This is a genomic window from Streptomyces sp. PR69 (assembly GCF_026420845.1).
In the GTDB taxonomy this organism is placed as follows: domain Bacteria; phylum Actinomycetota; class Actinomycetes; order Streptomycetales; family Streptomycetaceae; genus Streptomyces.
In genome coordinates, this window is the sequence record NZ_JAOWCB010000031.1 from 1 (window position 1) to 15,817 (window position 15,817).

Sequence of the window (15,817 nt, forward strand, 5' to 3'; positions counted from 1 at the left end):
GCCGGGGCCGCCCTGGCCCGGCTGCCGGCCGCGGGCGGCGACCGCCGGGCCACGGCCTTTCCCGTGCTGCTCGACGCCTGCGCGGACGCCGCGCGCGTCCTGTACGGCCCCGACTGCCTGCCCCCGCTGGGCTATCCGTGGGGCGGACGGCCCGCCGCCGCGCCGCCCGTGCTGGGGTGCTTCCTCAACACCGTCGTCCATCCGGCCGCGCCGGGAGCGGACCCCGCCGACTGGTGGGACGACCTCGACCACGCGGACACCCCGTTCGACGAGGTGGTCAGGGCGGCCCGCGCCGCCGGGTGCGACTGGTCCGGGGCCCTCGACGGGCTGCTGACCTTCGAGGATCTGACGCGCCGCCCCGAGCTTGTGCTCGGCGGCGAGACCGGGCGCGAGACGCATGTCGACGGCCGCCCGGTCCAGGGGCCGTTCGCGGTCTCGGTCTCGTACGGGACCGACCTCCTCGTCCGTATGACCTGGGACCGCGCCGTCGTCGCCGACGGCCTCGCCCGGGATGCCTTCGCCAGTCTTCTCGACGCGCTGGCCCGATAGGGGCCGGTCCGCGTACCCCTCCGGCCCCGGCGCGCCCGAACGGCGCGCGGCGGCCGGCCGTTTCCAGCCACCACCCAAAGGACTGATCATGTTCGGACTCTCTCCGTCGCAGGAGATCGTCTGGCTGCACGAGCAGATGCTGCCCGGCAGCCGCGCCTACAACTTCACCGCCACCATCGATCTGCGCGGCTCGCTCGACGAGGCGGCGCTGCGCGACGGCCTTGCCGCCGCCCTCGACCGGCATCCGGGGCTGCGCCTGGAACTCGTCGAGCAGCCGGGCGGGATACCGGGGCAGCGGGTCCGCGAGCAGTGCGCGCCGCGGCTGCTGACAACCGATCTGACGGGTGAGGCGGACCCGGAGGCCGCGTTCGAGGCGCTGCTGCGCGAGGAGGCCGAAGCGCCGCTGGACACCTTCGAGGCCCCGCTGCTGCGCTGGCGTCTGGTGAGGCTCGGCGAAGCGCACTGCCGGCTCATCCATGTCGAGCACCATCTCATCCATGACGGGCACTCCTTCGCGATCCTGCTGCGCGACGTGTTCACCGTCTACCGCGCCCGGGTGAGCGGCGAGGGCGTCGAGAGCGTCGAGCTGCCGGCGACCCGCTCGTACGAGGAGCACGCGCGCGCCGCGGCCGCCCGCGACCGCACCGCGAGCCTGGCGCACTGGACGGCCGAGCTTCAGGACGCCGCCTTTGACCTGCCGCTGCCGGGTCTGGCGCGTCCGGGAGCAGTGCGCCGTCACGCGGGCGGCCAGCTGCGCCAGACGATCCCCGCCGGCCTCGCCGAGCGGCTGCGCGCGCACTGCGGCGCCCAGGGCCACACCGCCTTCTCCACGCTTCTGACGCTCTACGCCGAGCTGCTGCGCCGCCACAGCGGACGCGCCGACCTGGTCGTGGGCACGGCTGTCGGCAACCGGCCCGAAGGCTTCGAGGGGTCCGTCGGCATGTTCGTCAACACCATCCCGCTGCGGCTGCGGCTGGCCCCGCAGGGGCAGGCGGGCGAGGCGGTCGACGAGGTGACCGACACCCTCATCCGGGCTCTTCCGCACCAGGAGGCGCCGGTCCAGGAGCTGACGCGGGCGCTCGGCCTGCACACCGGCGGCGCGGACAATCCGCTGTTCAGCGTCATGTTCAGCGCCCATGACGCGCCGCTGCCCGAGATCGCGACGCCGGGTCTCGACGTGTCGCTGTTCGAGGGCTTCAACACCGGCACCACCCGCTTCGACCTCGACGTGGTGCTGATGCCCGACGACCGGCGCACGGTCAGCCCCCGGCAGGGCGCGGCCGGGATGACGCTGGTGTGGGACTACGACCGCGATCTGTTCGAGGAGCGGACCGTACGGCTCCTCATGGAGCGCTTCGAAGCGCTCATACGGGCCTATCTGGACGCTCCGGCCGCGCCGCTGGCCGCTCTCGGCGCGTACGGCGACGACGCGCCGGCGCAGCCGCGGCACGGCGTGGGCCCGGAGGCTCTGGACGTGCTGCAGGGGCGGGACCCGGCGCGGCCCGCCCTCGTCAGCGGCGCCTGCCAGCTGACCTACGGCGAACTCGACCGGCAGGTCGACGAGCTGGTCGCCCGGCTGCGCGCGGCGGGGGTGGCCGAGGGGCAGCCGGTGGCGGCGGTGCTGCCGCGCGGCGCGGAGAGCGTGGTGACGCTGCTGGCGTGTCTGCGCATGGGCGCGGTGTACTGTCCGCTGTCCCCCAACGACCCGGCGGCGCGTCTTGAGACGCTGCTGCGCAGGCTGGGGCCCGCGCTGGTGCTGGCCACCCGGGAGAGCGCGCTGTCCCTGCCCGCCGAGGGCCTGCCGCTGGCGCTGCTGGACGGCGGGGACTTCCCGGCCGCGCAGCCCGCCGAGCGGATCGAGGACACGGCGTATGTCATTCACACATCCGGTTCCACCGGGCTGCCGAAGCCGGTGGCGGTGGGCCGGACGGCGCTGGCCAACCATGTGGCGGGCATCGTGGAGCGCTACGGCCTGAGCGGCGAGGACCGGGTGCTGCTGTTCGCGCAGCCGTCGTTCGACGTGGCGCTGGAGGAGGTGCTGCCCTCGCTGGCCGCCGGGGCGTGTCTCGTCGTGCCCCGGCGGGAGGTGCCGACCGCGTCCGAGCTGGTCGCCGTGGTGTCCGCGCGCCGGGTCACGGCGGTCAATCTGCCCACGAGCTATCTGCTCGCGGTGCGCGCGGAGCTGTGCCAGGCGCTGGCCGACGGACGCTTCACCCCGCGCCTGATCGTCGTCGGCGGCGAACGGCTGCCCGCCGACGCCCTGCGCGAGCTTCTCGACGCCGCGGATGCGACCGTCCTCAACGCCTACGGCGTCACCGAGGCGGCCATCACCTCCACCGTCCACCAGGTCACCCCCGGCGATCTCGCCGACGGCGCCGAGGTGCCGCTGGGCGCCGAGCTGCCCGGCGTACGGGTGCACGTCCTCGACGCCGGGCTGCGTCCCCTCCCCGACGGCGCCGTCGGCGAACTGGCGATCTCCGGCGCGGGGCTCGCCCATGGGTATCTCCGCGACGAGGACACGACGCGCGCCCGGTTCACGGATGTGCCCGCCCTGGGCGGGGCGCGGGTCTATCTCACCGGGGACGTCGGCTACCGCGACGAACAGGGCCGGGTGTGCTTCCTGGGCCGCCGCGACAACCAGGTCAAGCTGCGCGGCTACCGCATCGAACTGGAGGAGGTCGAAGCGGCCGCGTCGGCCGAACTCGGCGGCGCGTCCTGTGCGGTGGTCCTCGACCGCGAGGGTCCGGCGGGTCCGCGTCTGGTCGGCTTCCTCCAGGCGGAGGCCGAGCCGGATCAGCCGGCGCTGCACGCGGCGCTGGCCGGGCGGCTGCCCACCGCCCTCGTGCCGGGCCGCTGGGTGCGGCTGGACGCCATGCCCACGCTGCCGGGAGGCAAGGCGAACCGGCATGCGCTGACCCGTATGCTCGCCGATCTGCCGCAGGACGCGGAGGCCGCCCGGGAGCCGGCCGATCCGGATGTCGCGCTGGTCGCGGAGGGCTGGCGGGAGGTGCTGGGGCATGCCGACTTCACGCCGTCGTCGCACTTCTTCCAGGTTGGCGGGCACTCCCTGCTGGCCGCGCAGCTCGCCGCCTGGCTGGAGCCCCGGATCGGCGGCAGGCCGCCGCTGCGTGTGCTGTTCCAGAATCCGGTCCTGGCCGAGCAGGCCCGTGCGGTGCGGGAGGCGGCCGCGTGATGAACTCTGCGACCGCTTCCGCGACCGCCGCCGTGTCTGCCGGGTCTGCCGGGTCTGCCGGGTCTGCCAGGGCCTCGGGGACGACGCCGTCCTCGGTGCTGGAGAACGGCCACCGCGAACTCGTCGACTCCTTTGAGTCGTTCATCCGCCGCGAGCTTGCGCCGCTGGCGGCCGAGCTGCCGGAGACCGCCGATCTGCCGCCGGCCGATCTGCGCGACTATGTGCGCCGCCGCTCGGCGGCTCTGGGCTTCTACGCCGGTGACTATCCCGAGGAACTCGGCGGCTCCGGCATGCCGTTCACGGCCGTCGTGCTGCTGCACCACGCCGCCGGGCGCAGCGGCTGCCCCCTCGCCCCGTATGCGCTGGCCGGTTCCGACGGGCCGAGCCCGCTGCTGCTGCACGGCACAAAGGAGCAGATCACGCGCTATCTGACGCCTCTGGTGCGCGGCGAGGCGGCGCGCTGCCTGGCGCTCACCGAACCGCACGCCGGGTCCGACGCGTTCCGTCTCACCAGCACCGGCCGGCGCGACGCGGCCACCGGCGAGTGGATTCTCTCCGGCCGCAAGTCCTTCGTCAGCAACGCCGACCGTGCGGATTTCGCCCTGGCCGTGGTCTCCGTGGACGGGGAGGCGACCGCGTTCATCGTGGACATGGACAACCCCGGGCTGCGGATCGGCCAGCGCTACGAGGGCATGTCGGGCGAGCCGATGTTCGAGCTGATCCTGGACGAGCTGCGGGTGCCGGCCGATGCCGTCATCGGCGGCGAGGACGGCATCGGCGCGGCGATGGGCGACGGCATCGACAGCCTGTCCCGGGGCCGTCTGGTCGTCGCCGCCATGTGCAACGGCATCGCCGAGCACGCCCTGGCGCAGGGCGTCGCCTACGCGCGGGAGCGCCGCGCCTTCGGCGAGCGCATCGGCTCGTATCAGCATGTGCAGGAACACCTGGTCAGCAGCCGTGCCGAGGTGGAGGCGGCCAAGCTGCTCACGCTCGCCTGCGCACAGCTGGTCGACGCGGGCGCCGAGGCGCCGGAGAACGCGGCGCTGGCCAAGCTGACCTCGTCCGAGACCGCGGTGCGTGTCGTGGACCGGGCGCTTCAGGTGCACGGTGCGACGGGCTGGGTGCGCGGGCATCCCCTGGAGTTCCTGTACCGGTACGTCCGGATGATGACGATCATCGAGGGGACGTCCGAGATCCAGAAGGTCATCGTCGCCCGGGCCATGGGCCTGGGCTGAGCCGCACCCCGACGACGAACGGACGATTGATGAACAGCATTTCCGAACAGCGGCTCAGCGTCGAGCAGGGCGCGGCCGCCGAACCCTTCGACGTGCTCGGCCGGTTCGACCACTGGGTCCGCACCGCGCCGCACGCGCCCGCCGTCGAGGACGGCCAACTGCGCTGGACCTACGCCGAGCTGGACGCGCTCGCCGACCGCGCCGCTCAGGCCCTGCGCGGCCGGGTGCGCCCCGGCGACCTGGTCGGCGTGTGCCTGGACCGGTCGGTTGCGCTGGTCGCCCTCGCGGTCGCCCTCGCCCGGCTCGACGCCGTCTATCTGCCACTGGGGCCCCGGCCGGGCGAGCGGCGTCTCGCCGCGGTGGCCGAGCGGCTCGATGTGGCCTGCCTCGTCGGCGACCCGGCGCTGCTGCCCGTGTCGCACGAGGGCGGGGAGCGGCTGGCGCTGCCCCTGCCCGCGGAGGGCGCGAACGCCGCGGCGGAGGTCGTGGCCGCGTTCGGTCCCGCGCGGGACGGGCGGGACCGAGCGCCCGAGGGGGCGTTCTACGCGGTCCTCACCTCGGGTTCGACCGGTGTGCCCAAGGCGGTCGCGGTCGGCGGGGCCTCGCTGGGCGCGCTGCTCTCCTGGTACGCCGGGCACACCGGCTCCGGCCCCGGCGACCGGCACAGCCTGCTGATCGGCGTCGCCTTCGACCCGCACCTCATGGAGCTGTGGGCCGCGCTCACCACCGGGGCCGCGCTGGCGGTCCCGCCCGAGGAGGTGCGCTGGGATCCGCAGGCGCTCACCGACTGGTGGCGGCGGGCCGGGGTGAGCTGTGCGATCCTGCCGACCCCGCTCGCGGAACTGGTGTTTGAGCGGCCCTGGCCCGGCCTTCCCGGCCTGCGCCATCTCGTGGTGGGCGGCGACCGGCTGCGCCGCTGGCCCGCGCCGGAGGTCACCGCGCGGGTCCACAATGTGTACGGGCCCGCGGAGGCGACCGTGTCGACCACCGTCCACACTCTTGACCCGGTGCTTCAGGACACGGCCGTCGCACCTCCGATCGGGCTGCCGGTCGACGGCGCGGTGCTGTGCGTGACGGATGACGCGGGCCGGGTCGTGCCCCGCGGCGAGCCGGGTGAGCTGCGCATCGGCGGCGGCTGTCTGGCCCTGGGCTACCTCGACGAGGAGCTCACCGCGCAGCGTTTCGTCCCCGCGCCGCCCGGCGTCAGCGGCGCCCGGCGCGTCTACCGCACCGGGGACCGGGTGCGGATGCGCGCGGACGGCGTCCTGGAGTTCCTCGGCCGGATTGACGACCAGGTCAAGGTCAGCGGCGTACGCGTCGAACCCGCGGAAGTGGAAGCCGCGCTCGAGCGCGACTCGCGTGTCCGCCGGGCCGCCGTCGCCGCCCGTCCCGGGCCGTCCGGCGACGTTCAGCTTCTGGCGTTCGTCCAGCCGGCACCGGGTCAGGAGGGCGTGCCCGCCGCGGAGCTTCTGGACGCCGTCCGCGACTGGCTGCCCGAACAGGCGGTGCCGGCGCGTCTGGACCACGTCGACGCCTTTCCGCTCGACGCCAACGGCAAGGTGGACCGCGGCGCGCTCCTGGCAGCCGAGGAGCGGCGGTCGGCCGCCGAAGCCGCCGAAGCCGCTGCGGCCTCCGGGGCCTCTGCGGCCGTCGCCGTCGAGAGCACCGAGGAGCTGGTGGTGCGGCTGTGCGGCGAGCTGCTGGGCGGCAGCGCCCTCGGCCCGCTGGACAACTTCCGCACGGCGGGCGGCACGTCGCTCGTCGCGGCCCGGCTGCTGGCCGCGCTGGAGGCGTCCTGCGGGGTGCGGCTGCGTGCGCCCGAGGTGCTGCGCCAGCCCGATCTGCGCAGCCTCGCCGCGCTGGTCGACGCCCGGCGGGCCACCGCCCCCGCGGGGGCGTGAGATGACTGGTACCGAAGGAGTTCCCGAGGTGTTCACCGCCGACCAGGGCGACGGCATGGTCGCCCTCATCACCGGCCGGGCGCGGTCCGCGCCGCGGTCGCTGGCCGTGTCCGACGGCACGGCGTTTCTGACGTACGAGCAGCTGACCGCCGCCGCGGGGCGGCTGGCCGGGGCCCTGCGGGAGCGCGGGGTCGGCCCCGGGACGGCGGTCGGCGTGCTGCTGCCGCACTCGGTGCGCACGGTCGTCGCCCAGCTCGCCGTCTGGTGGGCGGGCGGCTGTTATGTGCCGCTCGACGCGGGGTATCCGCGTTCGCGCACCGAGGCGATGCTCGCCGACGCGGACGCCGTGCTGACCGTGGGCGACAAGAATCTGCTGGAGGCCGCGGGCATCCCCGCCGGGCGGGCGCTCGCGCTGCCGGACGATGTGGCGGCGCTGCCCGGGGGCGAGTTGACGGAGCCGGCCGGGTACGAGCCCGGGGCGGCCGCCTATGTGCTGTACACCTCCGGTTCGACGGGCCGCCCCAAGGGCGTGGCCGTCCCGCAGGGCGCGGTGGCCGCGCTGGCGGCCGCGCCCGGTGTTGTGCCGCTCACCGCGCGCGATCGCGTCCTGTTCCACTCGCCGCTCACCTTCGACGCCTCCGTCTTCGAGGTGTGGGCGCCGCTGGCCAATGGCGCAGCCGTGGCCGTCTCCACCGCCGACCGGCGCTCGCTCGACAGCCTCTCCCGGGACGTGGAGCGGCTGGGGGCGACGGTGGCGCTGTTCACCACGGCGCTCTTCCACCATCTCGCGGCCCGGCAGTCACCGCTGTTCGCCGTGTTGCGGGCCGTGCTGGTCGGCGGTGAGGCGCTGTCGGCCCAGCACGCCCGCACCGTGCTGCGCGCCCACCCCTGGCTGGAGCTGGTCAACGTCTACGGGCCCACCGAGGCCACGGTGTTCGCCACCGCGCACCGGGTGCGCGAGGAGGACTGCGCGGGGCCGCCGCCGATCGGGCGGCCCGTTCAGGGCGCGACCGCGCATGTCCTGGACGCGCAGGGCGAGCCGACGCCCCCGGGGGAGGTCGGCGAACTGTGGATCGGCGGGCCCCGGCTCGCCCTGGGCTATCTCGGCCAGCCCCAGCGCACCGCCGAGCACTTTGCCGAGCACCCGGTCCACGGGCGGCTGTACCGCAGCGGCGACCTTGTCTCCGTACGCCCCGACGGCGTGCTCGACTTCCACGGGCGGGCCGACGACCAGCTCAAGGTGCGCGGCTTCCGCATCGAGCCGGGGGAGGTGGAGCACGCCCTGCGGACGCATCCGGATGTCACGGACGCCGCCGTGGTGGTGCAGCGGCGCTCGGAGGACGACGCGCGCCTGACCGCCTTCGTGGTGCCCGGTGCGCGGCGGCCCGATCCGGCGGCGCTGCGCGACCACGCCGCCGGGCTGCTTCCCGCGCACATGGTGCCCGGCGCCTGGTCGTTCCTCGACGCGCTGCCGCTCACCGGCAGCGGCAAGGTCGACCGGCGTGCGCTCGCCGAACGGCCGGCGGGCGCGGCCCGTGCGGACGCAAAGACCGCCGTGCCCGCGCTGTCCCCCATCGAGCGGGCCGTGGCCGAGCTGTGGGGCCGGGCGCTGGAGCAGGAGGTCGACCGGGCGGACGCGGACTTCCTCGCCCTCGGCGGGCACTCGCTGCTCGCGCTGGTGATCGTGGACGATCTGCGCGAGGAACTGGGCGTGGAGTTGACGCTCGCCGAGTTCTTCGCGGCCCCCACGGTGGCCGGCCAGGCGCAGCTGGTCGAACAGGCGCTGCGCGGCATGCTTGGGGAGGAGGACCGGTGAGCACTGCGGGGAACGCGTTCCGGCACGGCGCAACCGGCGACGCGCACGACGACGCGCAGCACGAGCTGCTGCGCCGCGCCCGCGAGCGCCGCGCGGCGGCCGAGCGGGGAGCGGCGCGGGCCGCCGCGGGCGCGGCGGGCCCGGTCCCGCTCTCCCGAGCCCAGCGCCGTATGTGGCTGATGGACCGTCTCGGCCAGGACCCGGCCGCCTACAATGTGCCGTTTGCCACGCGGCTGCGCGGCCCGCTCGACCTGGAGGCGCTCGGCGGTGCGCTGACCGCCCTGGTGCGCCGCCACGAGGTGCTGCGCACGCGTTACGGGCAGCGGGACGGCGAGCCGTACCAGGAGGTCGGGCCGGCCTGCCCGGTGCCGGTCCGTGTGACGGACGACGCGGCCGCGCTGCTGGAGGAGGCCGCGGCCCCCTTCGACCTGGCGGCGGGTCCGGTGCTGCGCGCCCTGGTCGTGCGGCACGGCCCGCAGGATGCGACCGTGCTGCTGACGCTGCATCACATCGCGGTCGACGGCGGGTCGCTCGGCGTGCTGGCCGGGGAGCTCGCGGAGCTGTACGCGGCTCAGCGCGAAGGCCGCCCGCCCCGGCTGGCCGAACCGGCCCCGCAGTACGCCGACTTCGCCCGCCGGGAGCACGCGGACAGCGCCTCGCTGGACTCCGGGCTCGCCCACTGGGAGAAGCGGCTGGCGGGTGCGCGGCCGGCTGCCCTGCCCGGCTCTGGCGACCCCGCGCTGCGCGGGCGGGCGCAGGTGCTGGCGGAGGAGCTGACGCCGGAGGTCGTCGCCGGGCTGCGGGCCGCGGGCCGCGAGCATCGGGCAACGCTGTTCACCGTGGTCCTCGCCGGGGCGTTCGCCGCGCTGCGGGACGCCACGGGCCAGGACGACCTTGTGATCGGCTGTGCGAGCAGCCACCGGGAGCGGGCGGGCCTGCGCGATCTGGTCGGGCTGTGCGTCAACACCCTGCCGGTCCGGGCGGATCTGGCCGGCGCGCCGGACTTCGGCACGCTGCTGTCCCGGGTGCGGGACGGGCTGCTTCAGGCGCAGCGGCATCGCGAGGTGCCGTTCGACCTGATCGTGGAGCGGCTGGGTGAGGCGGCGCGCGGTGAGAGCGGCGACGCGCTGGTCGCCGTCACCGCCGATGTGCTGCCCGCGCCCCTCGCGCTGCGGCTGGCGGGGACGGAGGCGGAGCCGGTCGGCATCGACCTGGGCCGGGCCAAGTTCGGCCTCGGCTTCTATCTTGAGGACACCCCTGATGCGCCGCGCTGTCTGGTGCAGTACGACCGGGGCAGGCTCGACGAGGCCGGTGCGCGGCGGCTGCTGCGCACCTTCGCGGATCTCCTGGTGTCCGTCTCGGCGGATCCGGCGCGGCCGCTGTCCCGGCCCGGCGGCGTGCAGGCGGCGGCCCGGCCCGCGCCGGCCGCGGGCACGGCGGCGGACACGGCCGCGGGTACGGGTCCGGGTACGGGTCCGGGCATGGGCATGGCCGTGCGGCCGGACGGCGGGCGGACGGCCGCGGTGCAGGAGGTCTTCAACGAGCTGCTGGGCGAGCCGACGGGGCCGGACGGGGACTTCTTCGTCCTCGGCGGGCACTCCCTGCTGGCCGTCCGGCTCGCCGAGACGCTGCGTGAGCGGCTGCGGCTGCCGCTGACCGGACTGGATGTGATGGAGCACCGCACGCCGCGCGCTCTCGCGGCGCTCCTGGACGAGCGGGCCCTGCAGCGCACGGCCACGGCGTCCGCGCCGTCACGGCGGGCCGCCGCGCGCCCGGATGCGGTCCTGGTCACCGGGGGCACCGGCGGCGTCGGGTCGTTCGTCCTGAAGGAGCTGGCCGCGCGGGGCCGCCCGGTGCGGGCTCTGGCCCGCCCGGAGTCGGCGCATCTGGTCGAGGGCGACGGGGTGGAGGTGGTCGAGGGCGACCTCGCCGACCTCGACAGCCTGCGCGCGGCGGCCGAGGGCGCCGCCGGCATCATCCACGCCGCCTGCACCTTCACTTCCCCGGATGTGGACCGCGCCGCGATGAGGGCGCTGCTCGACAGCTGGCGGCAGGGTGCGTTCGTCTTCGTCAGCAGCATCGACGCGTACGGACGGCCGACGGCTGAGGAGGTGCCCGAGGGCGCGCCGTCGCAGGAGCCGTTGAGTCCGTACGGCAGGGGGAAGCTCGACTGCGAGCGGATGCTGGCGGAGGCGGCGGGGACCGAGGGGCGCGGCGGCGCGAGCGCCGTGCGCGCGCCTGTGGTGTGGGGTGCGCACGACCGGCTGCGCGACCAGCTGCGCTGGGGGGCGACCGGGGAGCTGTTCCAGGCGGCGCAGGCGGGCCTGCCGATCGCGCTGCCGCAGGGCGGCTGGTACGGCACGCCGTGGGTGCATGCCGCCGCCCTGGCCCGCACCCTGGTCACCTGCGCGGAGAATCCGGCGCACGGGGTGGTCAACGCCATCGGCGGCCATGTGAGCTGGGCGGAGGTGGCCGCCGAACTGACCCGGCTGCTGGGCGGCGGCAGCCGCGTCGTGCCCGCGGCGGATCCGGCGTCCTCGCCGTTCCGCCAGCGCTGGCGCTATCGGGCCGAGGCCCTGGCGGAGGAGCTGGTGGAGCGGCCGGGCGAGGACTGGCGCTCGGTGCTGGCGGCGATGCTCGCCGGGTGAGTTCCGGACTCTCCCGGGTGAGTTCCGGTGTGCGGGCGGGATCCCGTTCGGCCGAGGAGGCTGGACGGGATCCCGCGGTTTCCGGGCCGCCTGCCCGCCGCCCTGGGGGGGGGCGGCGGGCGCCCCATCCGTCAGGCGTCGAAGCGGCTGCGGGAGGCCTCGATATGGCCGAGGTGCCGGTGGGTCCAGTCGCACAGTCCGTCGATCGTCGTCCGCAGGGCCCGGCCCGGCTCGGTGAGGGTGTACTCCACCCTGGGCGGCACGGTGGGGTGCACGGTCCGCTCGACCAGGCCGTTGCGCTCCAGCATGCGCAGATTCTGGGTGAGCATCTTGTGGCTGATGCCCTCGATCTCGTTCCGCAGCTCGCTGAAGCGCAGGGTGCGCTCGCCGAGGAACTCGATGATCAGCAGCGCCCACTTGTTGGCGACGTCGGAGAAGATCTCCCGCGCCAGAGAGTCCGCGCGCATCAGATCCGCGTCGTCGGGCGAGCCGCTGAACTGCTTGGTCACCATTCGGTTCCCCAGTCACTTTAAAGTGCGTTCTTCCATGTCAGCGCTCACTCTCCTACGGTTTCCGAGTAACCACAAGAGAGCGACTCTGGTCGCGACGGAGGCGGGCACAGCATGGCCATCACCCTGATCAACCCCAGCGGACTGCCGGAAGTCGACGCATACCGGCAGGTGTCGGTCGCGACCGGTTCGCGGCTTGTCTTCGTCGCCGGGCAGGTCGCCTGGGACGCCGACGGCGTCACGGTCGGCGAAGGCGACCTCGCGGCTCAGGTCGAGCAGTGCTACCTCAATGTCGGCGCCGCCCTGGCTGCGGCCGGCGGCTCCTTCGAGGACGTGGCGAAGCTGAACGTCCATGTCGTCGACTGGACCCCCGACAAGATGCCTCTGCTGATGGAGGGGATCGGCCGGGCGGCCGCGAAGCTGGGCGTGGCCCCGGCGCCGCCGGCCACGCTGCTGGGCGTGGCGGCGCTGGACATACCCGATCATCTGGTCGAGGTCGAGGCCACCGCGGTCCTCGACTGAACGGGCGCCGCCGCGGCGTGCCAGTAGCGTTGCGGCATGACGACGCACCAGACCGCCGATGTGAACGTTGTGAACGATGTGAACGTTGACGCGATGCTTGAGGACCTCAGGACACTCGTCGAGGCCGAGTCCCCCTCGCGCGATCTCGACGCCCTGGCGGCGTCGGCCAAAGCGGTCGCCGCCGTCATCGAGAACCGCCTCGGCGGGCAGGCCGTCCTCGTGGAGAGCGAAGCCGGGCCGCATGTCCACTGGTCCGCCGGCGGCGATCCCAGGGTGCTGATCCTCGGTCACCATGACACGGTGTTTCCCCTCGGCACCCTGGAGCGCCGTCCGTTCACGGTCAGGGACGGGTATGCGACCGGCCCCGGAGTGTTCGACATGCTCGGCGGTCTGGTGCAGGCCGTGCACGGCCTGGCGGCGCTCGACGACCGGTCGGGCGTGGAGATCCTGGTGACCGCCGACGAGGAGGTCGGCTCCCGCTCCTCGCGGGCCCTGATCGAAGAACGGGCCCTCGCCTGCGGGGCTGTACTGGTATGCGAGGGCGCCGCCGACGGCGGCGGCGTGAAGACCGGCCGCAAGGGCTGCGGGACGTTCCGCGTCACTGTCGCGGGCCGGGCCGCGCACGCGGGCCTTGAGCCCGCGGCCGGGGTCAACGCCCTGATCGAGGCGGCACACCAGGTGCTGGACATCGCGGCACTGGCCCGGCCCGACGCGGGCACGACCGTCACTCCGACGGTCGCGTCCGCGGGAACCCTGGACAACGTCGTTCCCGCGGAGGCGACCGTCGTCGTCGACGTCCGGGTCGAGTCGGCCGATGAGAAGGAACGCATCGAGTCCGCGTTCGCGTCACTGGCTCCGCATCTCGACGGGGCGGAGATCACGGTTCAGGGAGCCGTCAGCCGGCCCCCGATGCCCGAGTCGGCGTCGGCCGGACTCTTCGCGGCGGCACAGCAGCTGCTGCCCGGCCTCGAAGGCCGGGCGGTCGGCGGCGGAAGCGACGGCAACTTCACGGCGGCCCTGGGGGTGCCGACCCTTGACGGCCTCGGAGCGGTCGGGGGCGGCGCCCACGCCGATCACGAGTTCCTGGCAGTGTCGGCCATGGCCGAGCGGGCGAAGCTTCTCGCCGGACTGGTCACCGCGATTCAGCGGGGGTCGGCGCCCGGCCGCGCCCGCCGGTGACGACGCCCCCTCGCCCGGCACGGCGAGGTGTGCCGCGCGGCGTGCGGACAAGGTGAGTACGCGCACTCAGGCCGCCCGCGCTGTCTTCGGCGACGATGTGGATCACCACGTCGTCCGACCTCCGGGGTTCCGCATGCTCAGCCGTATCGCCGCCACCGCCGTTCCCGCTCTGGGGCGGCTGACCGTCACCTCCGACTACCGCGCCACGCGCGGCCCGGGAACCGTCATCGTGGCCAACCACACCTCGCTGACCGACCCGGGAGTCGTCCTGGCCGCGCTGCGCCGGGTGGACATCGAGCCGGTCGTCCTCGCCGCCGCGGGGCTGTGGCGCGTTCCCGTGCTGGGCGCGCTGCTGGCCCGTGAGGGGCATGTGCCCGTGCATCGCAGGACCGTCCGGGCCGCCGACGCGCTGGAGGCCGCGGCAGGCGCTCTCGCCGCCGGGCGGCATGTGCTCGTCTACGGCGAGGGCCGTCTCCCCCGCCGCAGGGACGCCGCGGAGGCCGCTCCTGAGGCGTTCCGCAGCGGGCCGGCCAGGCTCGCGGCCGCGGCCGGTGCGCAGATCGTCCCTCTCGGCCAGGCCGGCGCCCGGCGGATCACGTCCGGCAGCGGGCTGAAGCAGATCGCCGGACTGGTCACCGCTCCGGTGCGGCGGCCCCGTCTCCATGTCCACCTCGGCGCCCCGCTGCGGCTGCCCGACGACGTCACAGCGGCGACCGCGACCGCGCACCGGGCGGTCACCGCCGCCTGGCGCACCGCCGCGCGGCGTCTGGGCGAGCCCGCCGGATTCCGCGGCTGAACGCCGCGGGCCGCGGCGCTCAGGCGTTGGGACGCTTGCCGTGGTTGGCCTTCTTGCCCTTGCGGGCGCGCCGCTTGTTCCCACGCTTCGACATGGATCGTCCCCCTTTACAGGGATATGACTGCGTTGTTCAGTCTAGGTCGGATCTTCGGGGTGCGCACCGGCTGCCGCTGCCTGCGGGGGGCGGGGACGGTCCCGGCCGCTGCCTGCCTGACCTGCGGACTTCGTGATCGTCTCGTGCTGGTGGGGCCCGCTGGGGTCGCGGATGACGCCTGGCGGACACATGGACGAGGGGTGGGAATGACGACCGGGAGATCCTGGAGAACGCTGCTGGTGCTGCTGCCGGCACTCGTCGGCGCGGCCGCGTGCGGGCCGGCGGCTGGCGGCGGAAGCGAGGCGGAGCCCGTTCGGTTCGGCCGCCGGTGAGGCCGTGCACCGGACGGAGGGCAGCCAGAACTACGTTGCGGACACCTCGCTGGCCACCAGCGGCCTCCGCGTCGACGCGGACTTTCCCGAGAGCGCGGAGCGGCACCTCGGTGTGCCGGGCACGACGGACCGGCGTACCCTCGCCACCGTCGCCGACGACGTCTACGCCCAGCGCGCGTCTTCGGCCTGGCTGCGCTTCAGCCCCGTCACGGCGGGCGAACTGGGCCCGGCGGCGAGTTCGTTCACCGCGTACGCGGCGGGCGACGCGGCGCCCTTCAGCGGCACGCTCGCCGATCTCGTCCCGCGTACGATCCCCCGGCAGGAACCCCGGCGGCAGCCGGACGGCAGCCGTGTCTACCGGGTGACCGCCCTTCCCGAGGTGGCCGCGGAGCTGTTGCCCGGGAATCTGCGGGCCGTTGCCAGAAAATGGGGGCCGGACCCGGTGTGGCTGACGGTCACGCTGGATGCCAAGGGCCGACTGGCGAAGGCGACCGCGGACCTGGGGCCGGTTCTGGCGCGCCTGCATGACAGGAAGGTCCTCAGCGGCGTGACGCGCCTCGACGCCTCGTACGAACTCACGGCGTTCGGCGAACCGGTCCGGTACCGGGTCCCGGGCGAGGACGGCGCGCGTGTCGAGGCGGCGGAGGCGGTGCTGGCCCCCGTCGGCACACTGAAGGGCGGGCAGTGCGCCGCGGCTGACACGGGGCTCGACACCATCGGGGCAGTCCGCCCGGTCGGCTGTTCGGAGCCCCATGACCTGCGGGTGTTCGCCCAGACGTCGGTGGACCTGACCTTCCCCGGGAAGAAGGAGGCGGACAGCGGGAAGGACTACGGGGACGAGCAGTGCGGACGCGCCTATGCCGAGGCTCCCGGAGAGTGGCTGCGCGGCAGCGGCGCCGAGGGGCCGTACTCGTTCACCGGGTCGACCAGTGTGGTCGTCTCGACGGGCGCCGGAAAGACCGAGACGACGGTCAGCGGTGCGTACACCTGCTACACCGTCACCTCCTGACCTGCCTCCTGCCGGCTGTCTCCTCACCCCGCCC

General features: G+C 74.7%; 11 protein-coding genes and 1 pseudogene. 10 read left to right on the plus strand and 2 right to left on the minus strand.

What is annotated here, in order from left to right:
* The 6 genes and pseudogenes from OF819_RS23525 to OF819_RS23550 all read left to right on the plus strand — a co-directional run.
* Positions 1–549 (plus strand): annotated as a pseudogene (locus tag OF819_RS23525) (non-ribosomal peptide synthetase); the annotation flags it as partial.
* 88 nt (positions 550–637) lie between these two features.
* A complete protein-coding gene (locus tag OF819_RS23530) occupies positions 638–3,742 on the plus strand; it encodes a non-ribosomal peptide synthetase (protein ID WP_267245615.1) in 3,105 nt (1,034 codons plus the stop codon).
* Complete coding sequence (locus OF819_RS23535) at positions 3,742–4,977, plus strand: acyl-CoA dehydrogenase family protein (protein WP_267245616.1); 1,236 nt, start codon at positions 3,742–3,744, stop codon at positions 4,975–4,977. Before OF819_RS23530 ends, OF819_RS23535 begins: the two co-directional genes overlap by 1 nt.
* 29 nt (positions 4,978–5,006) lie before the next feature.
* The gene (locus tag OF819_RS23540) at positions 5,007–6,878 is read left to right on the plus strand and encodes an amino acid adenylation domain-containing protein (protein ID WP_267245617.1); all 1,872 of its coding nucleotides are present in this window, start codon (positions 5,007–5,009) and stop codon (positions 6,876–6,878) included.
* A 1-nt stretch (position 6,879) separates the two neighbouring features.
* The gene (locus OF819_RS23545) at positions 6,880–8,694 is read left to right on the plus strand and encodes a non-ribosomal peptide synthetase (RefSeq protein WP_267245618.1); all 1,815 of its coding nucleotides are present in this window, start codon (positions 6,880–6,882) and stop codon (positions 8,692–8,694) included.
* Positions 8,691–11,342 carry a condensation domain-containing protein gene (locus OF819_RS23550; protein ID WP_267245619.1) on the plus strand — a complete coding sequence of 884 codons (2,652 nt, stop codon included), beginning with the start codon at positions 8,691–8,693 and terminating at the stop codon, positions 11,340–11,342. Before OF819_RS23545 ends, OF819_RS23550 begins: the two co-directional genes overlap by 4 nt.
* Positions 11,343–11,473: 131 nt before the next feature.
* Here the strand turns inward: OF819_RS23550 and OF819_RS23555 are convergent, their stop codons facing one another.
* On the minus strand, positions 11,474–11,854 hold the full coding sequence (locus OF819_RS23555) for a winged helix-turn-helix transcriptional regulator (protein WP_267245620.1): 381 nt from the start codon (positions 11,852–11,854) through the stop codon (positions 11,474–11,476).
* 111 nt (positions 11,855–11,965) lie between these two features.
* On the opposite strand from OF819_RS23555, the gene OF819_RS23560 reads away from it, so the two are divergent.
* The 3 genes from OF819_RS23560 (at position 11,966) to OF819_RS23570 (ending at position 14,348) form a co-directional block, all read left to right on the plus strand.
* Positions 11,966–12,373: a RidA family protein gene (locus tag OF819_RS23560; protein WP_267245621.1), complete on the plus strand. Its 408-nt coding sequence runs from the start codon at positions 11,966–11,968 to the stop codon at positions 12,371–12,373.
* Between the two features lie 36 nt (positions 12,374–12,409).
* Entirely contained in the window at positions 12,410–13,552 is a 1,143-nt protein-coding gene (locus OF819_RS23565) for a M20 family metallopeptidase (RefSeq protein WP_267245622.1), read from the plus strand.
* Positions 13,553–13,685: 133 nt separating this feature from the next.
* Positions 13,686–14,348, plus strand: coding sequence for a 1-acyl-sn-glycerol-3-phosphate acyltransferase (locus tag OF819_RS23570; RefSeq protein ID WP_267245670.1), 663 nt, complete (start codon positions 13,686–13,688; stop codon positions 14,346–14,348).
* Between the two features lie 19 nt (positions 14,349–14,367).
* On the opposite strand, the gene OF819_RS29285 is transcribed toward OF819_RS23570, so the two are convergent.
* Positions 14,368–14,442, minus strand: coding sequence for a 50S ribosomal protein bL37 (locus OF819_RS29285; RefSeq protein ID WP_099048249.1), 75 nt, complete (start codon positions 14,440–14,442; stop codon positions 14,368–14,370).
* Positions 14,443–14,778: 336 nt separating this feature from the next.
* On the opposite strand from OF819_RS29285, the gene OF819_RS23575 reads away from it, so the two are divergent.
* Complete coding sequence (locus OF819_RS23575; RefSeq protein WP_267245623.1) at positions 14,779–15,783, plus strand: hypothetical protein; 1,005 nt, start codon at positions 14,779–14,781, stop codon at positions 15,781–15,783.
* Positions 15,784–15,817 lie beyond the last annotated feature (34 nt).